At 65.3% G+C, this 13,245-nt stretch carries 10 protein-coding genes; 7 read left to right on the top strand and 3 right to left on the bottom strand.

The genetic code is table 11. From position 1 onward, the window contains the following. The first annotated feature begins 51 nt into the window (after nt 1-51). The 4 genes from AC1DIQ_RS03385 (at nt 52) to AC1DIQ_RS03400 (ending at nt 5,726) form a co-directional block, all read left to right on the top strand. The gene (locus AC1DIQ_RS03385; RefSeq protein ID WP_282260768.1) at nt 52-921 is read left to right on the top strand and encodes a M23 family metallopeptidase; all 870 of its coding nucleotides are present in this window, start codon (nt 52-54) and stop codon (nt 919-921) included. Between the two features lie 75 nt (nt 922-996). After that, nucleotides 997-2,601 (top strand): peptide chain release factor 3, encoded by a 1,605-nt coding sequence (locus tag AC1DIQ_RS03390; RefSeq protein ID WP_121038966.1) that lies wholly within the window; start codon nt 997-999, stop codon nt 2,599-2,601. 106 nt (nt 2,602-2,707) lie between these two features. Then, on the top strand, nt 2,708-3,343 hold the full coding sequence (gene trhA, locus AC1DIQ_RS03395; protein ID WP_088432947.1) for a PAQR family membrane homeostasis protein TrhA: 636 nt from the start codon (nt 2,708-2,710) through the stop codon (nt 3,341-3,343). A gap of 400 nt (nt 3,344-3,743) precedes the next feature. Beyond that, complete coding sequence (locus tag AC1DIQ_RS03400) at nt 3,744-5,726, top strand: AsmA family protein (protein WP_282260752.1); 1,983 nt, start codon at nt 3,744-3,746, stop codon at nt 5,724-5,726. Nucleotides 5,727-5,804: 78 nt separating this feature from the next. Here the strand turns inward: AC1DIQ_RS03400 and AC1DIQ_RS03405 are convergent, their stop codons facing one another. The 3 genes from AC1DIQ_RS03405 to mtgA are packed head-to-tail and all read right to left on the bottom strand — an operon-like array spanning nt 5,805 to nt 8,004. Then, nucleotides 5,805-6,236, bottom strand: a complete 432-nt coding sequence (locus AC1DIQ_RS03405) for a CBS domain-containing protein (RefSeq protein ID WP_088432945.1) — start codon at nt 6,234-6,236, stop codon at nt 5,805-5,807. Further along, nucleotides 6,196-7,215: a glycosyltransferase family 2 protein gene (locus AC1DIQ_RS03410; protein WP_282260751.1), complete on the bottom strand. Its 1,020-nt coding sequence runs from the start codon at nt 7,213-7,215 to the stop codon at nt 6,196-6,198. The genes AC1DIQ_RS03405 and AC1DIQ_RS03410 overlap by 41 nt, the downstream gene beginning before the upstream one ends. A gap of 39 nt (nt 7,216-7,254) precedes the next feature. Continuing rightward, complete coding sequence (gene mtgA / locus AC1DIQ_RS03415; RefSeq protein WP_282260749.1) at nt 7,255-8,004, bottom strand: monofunctional biosynthetic peptidoglycan transglycosylase; 750 nt, start codon at nt 8,002-8,004, stop codon at nt 7,255-7,257. Nucleotides 8,005-8,083: 79 nt separating this feature from the next. On the opposite strand from mtgA, the gene hslO reads away from it, so the two are divergent. The 3 genes from hslO (at nt 8,084) to AC1DIQ_RS03430 (ending at nt 13,158) form a co-directional block, all read left to right on the top strand. After that, nucleotides 8,084-8,980: an Hsp33 family molecular chaperone HslO gene (hslO, locus tag AC1DIQ_RS03420; protein WP_121038977.1), complete on the top strand. Its 897-nt coding sequence runs from the start codon at nt 8,084-8,086 to the stop codon at nt 8,978-8,980. Between the two features lie 152 nt (nt 8,981-9,132). Then, a complete protein-coding gene (locus tag AC1DIQ_RS03425; protein ID WP_183073752.1) occupies nt 9,133-9,957 on the top strand; it encodes an XOO1806 family protein in 825 nt (274 codons plus the stop codon). Between the two features lie 351 nt (nt 9,958-10,308). Continuing rightward, nucleotides 10,309-13,158, top strand: a complete 2,850-nt coding sequence (locus AC1DIQ_RS03430) for a TonB-dependent receptor (RefSeq protein ID WP_121038983.1) — start codon at nt 10,309-10,311, stop codon at nt 13,156-13,158. Nucleotides 13,159-13,245: the final 87 nt, after the last annotated feature.

Raw genomic sequence — 13,245 nt, forward strand, 5'->3', positions numbered from 1 at the left:
CCCTGCCCGGCCGACGCCTTGCGCTGCCTACGTTTCACTGCCCTGACGCTGATGATGATCCCGGTGCTGAGCGCCTCGGCCGGCCCGGGTGCGAACTGGCGGGAGGGCTGGCAGGTCGATCGACCTGCCGCGTCCACCCCAGCGCAGCGGGCCGCTGGCGTGGACGCGCCCGCCCTGGCCGTGGTGGCCCTGGAAGGGGCTGGCGACCGCTGGCAGGCCCGGGTCGACAACCGCGTGGCCGGGCCGGTCCAGGTCGAACTGCGCCCCGCCGCCGGCGCCCCCGCGCTACCGGGGCTCCCCCTTCAGACGGTGGTCGCCGCAGGCGCCAGCATCGTGGTGACCCGCCTGCAGCCGCCGGCCGGCAGTACCACGATCCGCCTGGATCTGACGGCCGTTCCGGGCGACCCGGGCGCGCGCCCGCAGGACGTGACCTACCAGCTGCCGTTCGATGCCGCGCGCATCCAGGTCAGCCAGGCACCGTGGGGGCAGTTCAGTCACAGCGATACAGAGAACCGCGAGGCCATCGACTTCGCCCTGCCCGAGGGCACGCCGGTACTCGCCGCGCGCGCAGGAACCGTCATGCAGATCCAGGCCGGGTATGAGGGCCATGGGCAGGACCGGGACCACGATCTGGGCCGGGCCAACCTGGTGCGGGTGCTGCATGAGGACGGCAGCATGGCCCTGTATGCCCACCTGCAGCACCACGGCGTGCTGGTCCGCCCGGGCGAGCAGGTCCAGGCGGGGCAGCGCATCGGCCTATCGGGCAACACCGGCTACAGCGCCGCGCCCCATCTGCACTTCGCGGTCCAGGTCAATGCCGGGATGCGGCTGCGCTCGATCCCGGCACGGATCATGAGCCCGCAGGGCGAGCTGCGCTTCGCCCGCACCACGGGCGCGACCGGGGCCACCGCCCTGCCCTGACCCCGGCCACGCCCGCCCCCGCTATACTGGGCGGCTTATCTCCATGAAAAGCGCCCCGGGCGGGCGCGTCACGCCATGTCCGAAGTCGCTACCGAAGCTGCGCGCCGCCGCACCTTCGCCATCATTTCCCATCCTGACGCCGGCAAGACCACGTTGACCGAAAAGCTGCTGCTGTTCGGCGGTGCGATCCAGATGGCCGGTTCGGTCAAGGGCCGCAAGGCCGCGCGCCATGCGACCTCCGACTGGATGGCGCTGGAAAAGGAGCGCGGGATCTCGGTCACCTCCTCGGTGATGCAGTTCCCCTACGAAGGCAAGATCGTCAACCTGCTCGATACCCCCGGCCATGCCGACTTCGGCGAGGACACCTACCGCGTGCTTACCGCGGTGGACTCGGCGCTGATGGTGATCGACGTGGCCAAGGGCGTGGAAGAGCGCACCATCAAGCTGATGGAAGTCTGCCGGCTGCGCGACACGCCGATCATGACCTTCATCAACAAGCTCGACCGCGAGGGCAAGGAGCCGATCGATCTGCTGGATGAAGTGGAAAGCGTGCTCGGCATCCAGTGCGCGCCCGTCACCTGGCCAATCGGCATGGGCCAGCGCCTGAAGGGCGTGGTCCACCTGATCAGCGGTGAGGTGCACCTGTACGAACAGGGCCGCAACTTCACCCGCCAGGATTCGACCATCTTCCCCTCGATCGATTCGCCGGGGCTGGCCGAGAAGATCGGCGAGCGCATGCTGGCCGACCTGCGCGACGAACTGGAACTGGTGCAGGGCGCCAGCCATCCGTTCGACGTGGAGGCCTACCTGGCCGGCAAGCAGACGCCGGTGTTCTTCGGCTCGGGTGTGAACAACTTCGGCGTGCAGCCGCTGCTGGACTTCTTCGTCGAGCACGCGCCCTCGCCGCAGCCGCGCGCCACCACCGGCCGCGTCATCGCGCCGCAGGAAAACAAGCTGACCGGCTTCGTGTTCAAGATCCAGGCGAACATGGACCCGCAGCACCGCGACCGCGTGGCGTTCATGCGCGTGTGCTCGGGCCGTTTCGTGGCCGGCATGAAGACCTTCCATGTGCGCACCGGCAAGGAAATGAAGCTGGCCAATGCACTGACCTTCATGGCCAGCGACCGCGAGATCGCCGCCGAAGCGTGGCCGGGCGACGTGATCGGCATCCACAACCACGGCACGATCTCCATCGGTGACACCTTCACCGAAGGCGAAGCGGTCAGCTTCACCGGCATCCCGAACTTCGCCCCGGAACTGTTCCGTCGCGCACGCCTGCGCGATCCGCTCAAGCTCAAGCAGTTGCAGAAGGGATTGGCGCAGCTCTCCGAAGAGGGCGCGACGCAGTTCTTCCGCCCCCTGATGAGCAACGACCTGATCCTGGGCGCGGTGGGTGTGCTGCAGTTCGATGTGGCGGCGTATCGCCTGAAGGACGAGTACGGCGTGGAAGCGACCTTCGAGCCGGTCAGCGTGACCACGGCGCGCTGGGTCACCTGCAGCAACGAGAAGAAGCTGGAAGAGTTCCGCGAGAAGAACGCGGGCAACCTGAGCATCGATGCGGCCGGCCAGCTGGTGTACCTGGCACCGACGCGGGTCAACCTGCAGCTGGCGCAGGAGCGCGCGCCGGAGGTTCGCTTCGCGGCCACGCGCGAAGCCGCGCACAGCATCTCGGTCAGCTGATCGCTCGGCCGGTCTACCGGCTGAACAGGCGCGCGTGCATGCGCGCGCCATCGCGGCGATGATAGGGGGGAGCGGGCTCCCCCTCCCCGCACATCCGATCATCGCCATGACCTCTGTCGTTTCCGTTCGAGAAGAAATCGCCAGCGCCCTGACCCACGGGCTTGGCGCCGTCGCTGCACTGGCTGGCAGTGCGGTACTGATCACCTTGGCCGCCATCTATGGCGACGGCTGGCAGCTGGCCAGCGCGATCGTGTTCGGGGTGGCATTGCTGCTGTTGTATACGGCGTCCACGCTCTATCACGCGATCCAGCACCCGGTCGCCAAGGGCCGGTTGAAGGTGTTCGATCACTGTGCGATCTATCTGTTGATCGCCGGTACGTACACGCCGTTCACGCTGATCGGTCTGCGCGGGGGGCCGTGGGGCTGGGGCATGTTCACCGCGATCTGGGCGCTGGCGCTGTTCGGGGTGGTGTTCAAGCTGTTCTATACCGGCCGGTTCAAGCTGCTGTCGACGATCATCTATATCGCGATGGGCTGGATGGTGATGGTGGCGATCAAGCCGATGTGGCATTCGCTGGATGCGTGGACGCTGGGGTGGCTGTTGGCGGGCGGTGTGTTCTATACGTTGGGGACGGTGTTCTATCACCGGGAGTCGGTGCCGTATTCGCATGCGATCTGGCATCTGTTCGTGATCGGCGGGAGTGTGTGCCACTTCGTTGCGGTGACTGCGCAGATTCTCTGACTGCCCTGTTCCTGCCAGGTAAGAGCAACGGCAACGGCACCCGCAGTAGCAAGAACAACTGCAAGAGCGACTCGGGCGTCAGGAATGCGCCAGGCGGGGTCGGCACGGGTGGGTTGGCGGGACACGCCGTGAATCCATCCATGGAGGCTCATGTCGCGCCATCCATGGCGCTCATGGTCCCGCCAACCCACCCGCACCGCCCTGCTCACGGCTGGCTGGTGGCCTGGGAAGGTCAAGATCCTGGCTGGATCGGATGCCGAGACTTGCCTCACACGGGGACCGCGCCGCGCCTCCCGAAGGCGTCTACAACGGCGACCCCGATGGTCGACACGCCTCACCCTGACACTACCCTTACCAATGCTTCGCGTTGCCTGCACGATGCAAGGGCAACCATGGGGATGTGAATACTGTGCCCTCCCCTGTTCCGTCCGAGGCTCCTTCCCGTTCCCGCTGGCGCTGGCGTCGTCCTGGCAAGCGGGGGCAGCGGTGGTTGGCGATCCTGGTGTTTCTGTTCGCTGCGCTGCTGATCCTGATCGCGTTGTGGGATTGGAATTGGTTCAAGGGGCCGGTGGAACGGGCGGTGCAGGCCAAGACGGGGCGGGAGTTCCATATCAACGGGGATCTGGATGTCGATCTGGGCCGGGTGACGACGGTGCGGGGCGATGGGCTGACCTTTGCGAATGCGACGTGGGCCAAGCAGCCGCAGATGGCGACGGCGGATCGGGTGGAGATCGATGTGCGGGTGTGGCCGCTGCTGCGTGGGCAGGTACGGATTCCGGAGATCCGGTTGACGCGGCCGGATCTGTTGCTGGAAACGGCCCCGGAGAAGAATCAGCCGGGCAATTGGGATTTCCTGGGGCCGAGCGACGGTGATCCGCCGGTGCTGCAGCGGTTGTTGGTCGATGATGGGCGGCTGCAGTTCCGGGATGCGGCGGGCCGGACCGATGTGCTGGTGTCGCTCGACAGTGGCAAGCCACGCGACAAGGACAGTGGTCCGCCGCTGCTGGTGAAGGGCAAAGGGCGCTGGCAGGGTAATCCGTTCTCGCTGGCGGGCAATACCGAGTCGCCGCTGGAGCTGACCAATACCGGGCATCCGTTCCGCATCCATCTGGATGGGCGCGCCGGCAATACGCACGCGATCGCCAGTGGGACGTTGACCAATCCGTTCCAGTTGCGCGTGTTCGATCTGGAGTTGATGCTGAGCGGGCAGGACATGGAGGATCTGTTCCCGCTGATCGGCGTGGCGATTCCCTCCACCCCGCCCTACCGGCTCAAGGGTCGGTTGAAGCGCGACAATGCGATCTGGCGCTATGAGAATTTCACCGGTACCGCCGGTGACAGCGATCTGGGCGGGACCGCGCAGATCGATGTGAGCGGTGACCGGCCGTTCCTGACGGCCGATCTGGTCTCCAAACGGTTGGACTTCGACGATCTGGCCGGCTTCATCGGGGCACCGCCGAAGACCGGCGCGGGGGAGTCTGCCAACGCCGAGCAGAAGGCGAAGGCGGCCGCGCTGGCATCCAGTGCCAAGGTGCTGCCGGATACGCCGTACAACCTGTCCAAGCTGCGCGCGATGGATGCCGATGTGCGCTGGAAAGCGCAGCGGATCAATTCACCGGCACTGCCGCTGGATGACATGGATGCGCACCTCAAACTCAATGACGGGCTGCTGCGCCTGGAACCGCTGAACTTCGGTGTGGCCGGCGGTGATATCCGCAGCACGATCCGGATGGATGCCCGCAAGCAGGCTATTTCCACGCAGTTGCAGGCCACCATCCGCAACGTGCAGCTGGGCAAGCTGTTCCCCGATGCGACACTGGCCGAGCAGGCCTCCGGCGGCATCAGTGGTGAGGTCAAGCTGACCGGCCAGGGCAATTCCATCGCCGCCATGCTGGGCAGTTCCGATGGCACGGTGGCGGTCGGGATCGGCCGCGGCCATGTCGGGAACCTGATCATGGAACTGGCCGGGCTGGATGTGGCCGAATCGCTGAAATTTCTGTTCACCGGCGACAAGCAGATTCCGTTGCGCTGCGCATGGGGCGACTTCGGGGTCGACAACGGCGTGATGCAGTCGCGCTCGCTGGCCTTCGATACCACCGATACGCTCATCCTCGGCGAAGGCAAGGTGGACCTGAAGCAGGAGCAGCTGGACCTGCTGCTGCGCCCGCGCCCGAAGGACATGAGCATCCTGGCGCTGCGATCGCCGCTGCGCATCGGCGGTACCTTCAAGGATCCCTCGTTCCGGCCGGACTTCAAGGCGCTGGGCATCCGCGGGGCGATTGCGCTGGCATTGGGCAGCATCGCACCGCCTGCCGCCCTGTTGGCAACGATCGAAACCGGCCCGGGCGAAGACAGCAACTGCGGTGGCCGCTATGCCAAATAAGCGCAGGGCCTCGTCAGCGCGACGCCTCGCGCGCCGGGCCGACGCAGCGTCGGCCCGCCCGCCGGGACCCAGCGCTGCTCAGCCGGCGACGATGTACTGCTGCAGCTGATCCAGTTTCTGCGCCTGTTCGTCGATCACCGACTTGACCAGGTCGCCGATGGAAATGACGCCGAGGACCCCGTTCGCATCGACCACCGGAAGATGGCGGATGCGGTAATCGGTGACCAGCTGCAGGCAGTGCTCCACCTGCTCGCCAGGCGCGACGGTCACCACCTTCGGGGTCATGATCTCGCGGACTTCGGTCGTTCGCGAGGAGCGCTCGTGCAGCACGATCTTCCGCGCGTAATCGCGCTCGGAAAGGATGCCGACCAGTTGCCGGCCTTCCATCACCAACACCGCGCCGATGCCTTTTTCGGCCATCAACCGGATCGCATCGATCACCGCCGAGGACGGGGTGACGGCGAATACCTCAGGGGACTTGCCTTCCAACAGCTGTCGTACCGTGGTCATCTCGCTGCTCTCCACCGATGGGATGCACGGCCGAGTCTGCCACGAACGGGACCTGCCAGGTGTCAATCAGGTACAGCGGGCGCTGTTTGGATTCCTCGTACAGCCGCCCCAGGTATTCACCGATCAGGCCCAGCGCGATCAGCTGTATGCCGCCCAGGAACAGGATCACGGCCATCATCGTCGGCCAGCCGGCGACGCGGTCACCGTACAGCGCCGCCTTGAGCACCACCACCATCGCGAACAGGAACGCGAAGCTCGCCGCGGCCAGGCCCAGGTAGGTGGTCACCCGCAGCGGTGCGGTCGAGAATCCGGTGATGCCTTCGAGGGCGAAATTCCATAGCCGCCAGAAGCCGAATTTGCTCTCGCCGATCAGCCGTGCATGGCGGTGGTAAGGCAGCGCTTTGCGGCGGAAGCCCACCCAGCCGAACAGCCCCTTCATGAACCGGTGGCGCTCACGCAACTGGCCCAGCGCCTGCAGCGCGCGGGGCGACAGCAACCGGAAATCGCCGGTATCGGCCGGGATCGGGGTCTTGGACAGGCGTCCGATCACCCGGTAGAACGCCTTGGCGGTGGAGCGCTTGAGCCAGCTTTCCCCATCGCGCACCAGGCGCGTGCCGTACACGTTGTCATAGCCCTGCTGCCACAACGCGACGAACTCGGGAATCAGCTCCGGCGGATCCTGGCCATCGGCATCGAGGATCATCACCGCGCCGTCGTCGACGACATCGAGTCCAGCCGTAAGCGCGGCTTCCTTGCCGAAATTCCGCGACAGGCGCAGCGCGCCGACGCAGGGATCGGCCTCGGCCAATCCCTGCATGACGGCCCAGGTGGTGTCGGTACTGCCGTCGTCCACATACACCACGCGGCCATCGATGCCCTCCAGCGTATCGAGCACCGCCCGCAACCGCGGGTGCAGCATCGGGAGCGCGAGCGCTTCATTGTGGGCGGCGACGACGACCGTCAGGCGTGGGCTGTTCATGCGGCGATTGTAGCGTCAGCCAATCACGTACATGAACGCTCACTCGTCGCTGAGGTACGCCCCACCGCCGAGCTGCCGCGCCTGCCGCTGGATCCACGCCGCGCGGCGCTGCACATACGGGCCAGGCTTGGCGGCACTGTAACGGCGGGGCGATGGCAGCACCGCAGCAAGCCGTGCGCTTTCAGCCGGGCTCAGGCGTGAGGCGTCCTTGTTCCAATACTGCCGCGACGCCGCCTGCGCGCCATAGATGCCGTCGCCGAACTCGGCGATGTTGGCGTACATCTCCAGGATCCGCGACTTCGGCCACAGCGCTTCGATCAGGACCGTGTACCAGACCTCCAGCCCCTTCCGGATCCAGCTGCGGCCCTGCCACAGGAACAGGTTCTTGGCGACCTGCTGGCTGATTGTGCTGGCCCCGCGCAGGCGGCCCCCGCGCGCATTGTGATCCCGGGCCTTCTCGATCGCCTGCAGGTCGAAGCCGTTGTGTTCCGGGAAGCGCTGGTCCTCGGCGGCCACCAGCGAGATCGGCAGGCTCGGCGCCATCTGGTCCAGGTCGCGCCACTGGTAGTGCAGCCGGTAGCTCCAATCGCCCTCCCCCAACGCTTCGCCGTAGCGCCACAGCATCACGCTGGATACGGGGGGGTCGATGAAACGCAGGGCCAGCACCTGCAGCACGCTGAAGCCGACAAACAGTACCGGCAGCCACAGCAGCCGCTTCCAGTGCCGGCGGCGGGGACGTGACGGTTCCAGGTCCGGCTCGACCTTGAGGTTGCTGCGCTCTGCCCCCATTACTGGTGCATCCTTTACTTGCACGGTTGTCGGCGCATTATCCGGCAACCGGCACTCCTTTCGCGCAGCCACCGAACCGATGACCGCCCAATCCGACTCCCTTGTCCGTTTCCTGCTCCCCGATGCCGGCGTCCGCGGCGTGCACGTGCACCTTGATGACACCTGGCGGGAGATCCTGTCGCACGCGGTCTATCCGCCCGGCGCCGCTGAACTGCTCGGCGAGGCCAGCGTGGCCTCGGCGCTGTTCACCGGCCACACCAAGGTCGATGGCCGCCTGTCGATCCAGCTGCGCAGCAACACCGCGATGCGCACCCTGTTCGCCGAGTGCACCGCGGCCGGCACGCTGCGCGGCATCGTCCAGCTGGCCGACGGCGGCGGCGACGCGCCGCGCGACCTGACCGCGCTGGGCGAGGATGCGCTGCTGGCGATCACCATCGAAAACCCGGGCCTGGACCCGCGCGAACCGCAGCGCTACCAGAGCCTGGTCGGTCTGACCGCAGCCGGTCTGGACGAAGCCTTCGAAGATTATTTCCGCCAGTCCGAACAGCTGCCCACCCGCCTGCTGCTGGCCGCCGACGGCACCCGCGCCGCAGGCCTGCTGCTGCAGAAGCTGCCGGGCGATGAAGGCGATCAGGACGGCTGGTCGCGTGCCAGCGCGCTGTTCGAGACCCTGGGCAAGCAGGAACTGCTGGAGGTGCCGGGCCATGACCTGCTGCACCGCCTGTTCCATGAAGAGACGCCGGAACTGCTCGGCGACAAGGCCCTGCGCTTTGCCTGTTCGTGCTCGCGCGAGCGGGTCGAAGGCATGCTGCAGTCCATTGGCGAAGAGGAGGCCCGGGCCGCCGCCGAGCCTACGGGCGCGGTCGAAGTGCGTTGCGAATTCTGCGGGCAGGAGTATCACTTTCCCTTGACGGAATTCGACATACTGTTCCGCGAGATGGACGTATCTTCGCCGGCACCTGAACGGCTTCAGTAATTTTGCTACGAGTTTTGTTCTGGGGAGAACCAAGACTTGTTAAGAAATCATAAACGCCCTAGGATCAATCTCCCGCTTCGGCGGGAACTTGTGTTCACCGCGCTTGTCTGAGAGTTCCCATGCATTCCCTTCTGCGTCTACCGCTGGCCCTGATGATCGCCCTAGGCGCGATCTCGGGCGCGCATGCGCAGGCCAAGGGCAAGCAGGACGGCACCGTGCTGCCGGTCTGGAACAAGGGCAGCGGCAAGGTCGAGGCGCTGCTCTACCTGGAGCCGACCGGCGAACAGGCCGTTGGTGCCCGTTGGCACTTCGGGCGCAGCTCGCTGGATGCGGCCTTCGGCCTGTCCTCGGGTGACTCTCTGGGGCTGCTGTGCAACAGCAGCCGCGGCACCAGCATCAGCGGATTGGCCAGTCACTGCATGCTGGCGACGCTGGGCGATGAGGAGGACAACACGCTCAGCCGCCGCGTCAGTGGCACCGCCGCGTTCAACCGCCCCGGTGGCCGCGTGGGCATCACCGCCGGCAGCGGCCGCGACACTTTACCCGCCTGGCTGGCTGGCCCCAACAAATCCCCATCGCTGCGCGCCGAACAGAACGATCTGACTGTTTTCGGGCAGAAGAACATCGGCCGTGAGGGCTTCGTCTCGATCGGTGGCACCTACGCCAAAGCGCGACTGGTCCCCATCGCGGATGCCTCACCGGCGATCGTCGACCGCTGGGACAGCAAAAGCCTCACCATCGGCGCCGGCTATGGCAACTTCAGCGGCAACATCATTGGCCGTGTGGTCGATGTACCCGGCCAGCCCGGGAAGTGGGAAGGCCTGGGCGTCGGCCTGACCTGGCGCACCCCGTGGAGCGGCCAGCTCACCGTCGGTGCCGAAAACGTGGTCACCCGTGGCAAGAATCCGTTCGCCCCGCGCAACGAGAGCACCGACGAAGGCACCGTGCCCTACGTGCGGTACGAGCAGGATCTCTGACCTGTCTTTGCGACGACCCGTCAATACACGTGATCCAAAGGGCGCCTCCATGAGGCGCCCTTTTTCATTTGGGCTGCCTGTCAAGGGCGCGCACGGCCCATTCAGGGTGAATTTTTTTTAACAAAAATCTTAACAAATGAGACTGTTTAGGCTGTAGATATCGCTTAAAGCCTTACACCGCAAAGGCTTTGCCGAATTTCACCTAAATCACATGGAACATTAACGGCTCTTTAATTTTTAGTTGCACGTGGTTACTATCGAGTCAGCTTCACGGATTGGGAACGCCTTTCGTCCCCGCGCTGAAGCCCATCCCAACACGTTGCACCCAAGTCAACTTGGAGAGAGAGCCCAATGAACCGCAACAGCAACAAACTGCGCGACGCCGTCGTCCTCGCGCTGATCGCCAGCGCTGCCGGCACCGGCAGCGCCGTCGCTCAGGAAACCACTGGCACCACCAACCTGGACCGTATCTCGGTCACCGGTTCGCGCATCCGCCAGGTTGACGTGGAAACCGCCCAGCCGGTCCTGACCATCACCCGCGCAGACATCCAGAACCAGGGCTTCAGCTCGGTCGCGGACATCCTGCAGAACATCTCTGCCGCGGGCAGCCCGTCGTTCAGCCGCGCCTCGCCGCTGACCTCCAACCAGGAAGCCGGTGGTTCGTACATCGATCTGCGCAACCTGGGCCCGCAGCGTACGCTGGTGCTGGTCAACGGCAAGCGTCTGGGCATTTCGCCGGACGGCTTCCAGGACGTCTCGACCATCCCGACCGTCATCGTTGAGCGCATCGACGTCCTGAAGGACGGCGCCTCGTCGATCTACGGCTCCGATGCCATGGCCGGCGTGATCAACATCATCACCCGCAAGAACTTCGACGGTGCTGAAGCCAACTTCTACACCGGCCAGTACAGCCAGGGCGACGGCAAGAAGGAAACCGCTGATTTCATGGTCGGCTTCTCCGGCGATCGCGGTTCGGTCACCGTCGGTGCCGAGTACCACAAGGAAGAGGGCGTCTGGGCGAAGGATCGTCCGTTCAGCCTGGACACCTACCCGGGCGTCGGTGACGGTGGCGCTTACTCCGTCGTCGGCCAGTGGGGCAACTGGCGTCGCGGCACCACCGGCGCTTGGCAGGCACCGAACCGTGGCGGCACCGCCCTGGGCGCGAGCCAGTTCCATGACCAGAACGCCGATGACCGCAGCCGTTCGACGGAGCAGATGCACCTGCTGACGCCGCTGGAGCGCCGTTCGCTGTACGTCAACACCAACTACGACATCACCGACAACGTCCGCTTCACCAGCGACCTGTCCTACACCAAGCGTGAGTCGAACCGTCAGATCGCAGGCTACCCGCTGCAGTCGCAGGCCGCCGGCGTGAACACCCCGATGTCGGCGCTGAGCGCCTTCAACCCGACCGGTGGCGCTTCGGCCGTCAACTGGCGCCGTCGTGGTTGGGAAGTGCCGCGTACCACCGATACCGACATGACGACCTGGCGCTTCACCGCGTCGCTGGAAGGCGCGTTCGAGATTGGTGACCGGTACTTCAACTGGGATGCCGGCTACCTGTACAACGAAAACAACGTCAACATCACCAACAACGGCAACTTCTACATCCCGGCCGTGCGCAATGCGGTGGGCCCGTCGCGCGTCAATGCGCAGGGGCAGCTGGAGTGCTACACGCCCGCAACGGGCACCTCGCCCGCCGCGGCGATCCCGGGCTGCGTGCCGTGGAATCCCTTCGCGGGCTTCGGCACCGGCGCGGTTGCCAATTCGCTGGCGGATCCGAACGTTCAAAAGTACCTCTACCGTGAGGAACATGCGACCGGCAAGACCACCACGAACAACTACTTCGCCAACCTGTCGGGTACCATCGTCCCGCTGCCGGCCGGCGACCTGGGCTTCGCGGTCGGCTACGAGTACCGCAAGGAGGATGGCAACTTCCGTCCGGATGCCATCGCCCAGTCGGGCGACTCGACCAACCTGGCCTCGGGCCCGACCCAAGGCTCCTACGCGGTCGACGAGTTCTACCTGGAACTGAACATCCCGATCCTGGCCGACCTTGCCTTCGCCAAGGAACTGACGCTGGACGTGGCTACCCGTTACTCCGACTTCAACACCTTCGGTGACACGGTCAACAACAAGTTCGGCCTGAAGTGGCGTCCGATCGACGACCTGCTGGTCCGGGCCACCTATGCCGAGGGCTTCCGCGCCCCGACCATCGGTGACCTCTACGGCGGCGGTTCGCAGACCTTCGTGACCAGCTTCGTCGATCCGTGCGACAGCGTCTATGGCAGCGTCGGCGGCAGCCCGCAGTGCTTGGCCGCCGTCGGCCCGGGTTACCGTCAGCTGCAGCAGGGCTTCATCCCGACCGTCGGCTCGGCAGCACAGAGCCCGGTGCCGTTCGTTTCGGGCTCCAACCCGCTGCTGACCCCGGAAAGTTCGGAGTCCAAGACCGTCGGTTTCGTATACAGCCCGAGCTACGTCAGTGGCCTGAGCGTGGGCGTCGACTGGTGGAACATCCGCATCGACAACACCATCGTCTCGGACAGCGCCAACACGATCCTGCGCGACTGCTATGTCAACCAGGTCACCTCGCGTTGCGCACTGTTCCAGCGTGATCCGTCGCTGGGCAACATCGTCGGCACCCTGGTCTACGGCAACCGCAATGCCGGCTATACCGAAACCGAAGGTTTCGATATCGACGTCAACTATGCTCTGGACACCGACTACGGTCGCGTCAGCGCCAAGTGGGCCACCACCTACGTCAGCAAGTACGAGACGAAGACCACCAACGAAGCTGACACCGTGCCGAATCAGGCCAACGGCTACGGCAGCACCTTCCGGATCCGCTCCAACTTCAACCTGGGCTGGAGCCTGAATGACTGGTCGGTGAACTGGGGCCTGCGCTACTTCTCCGGCACCAAGGAACCGTGCTACTTCGATGATCGCTGCAACCTGCCGGACTTCTCGGCACCGGAAACGCAGGGCAACATCGATCCGCAGAACCGTACCGGCGCAGTGACCTTCCACGACCTGCAGGTGTCCTACGCAGCTCCGTGGAACGCCAGCATCTCCGTCGGCGCCAACAACGTGTTCAACAAGGTCGGCCCGGCAATGTATGCGCAGCCGAATTCCAGCTTCTCCTACTACGGCGGCTTCGACATCGGTCGCTTCGTCTACCTGAAGTACAACCAGAAGTTCTGATCGATCCACTGATCAACAACGTCTGATGCAACGGCCCCGAAAGGGGCCGTTGTTTTTTGTGCTGGTGCGCGTGGCCAGCAAACGGCA

Source organism: Stenotrophomonas sp. 05L413, assembly GCF_056397945.1.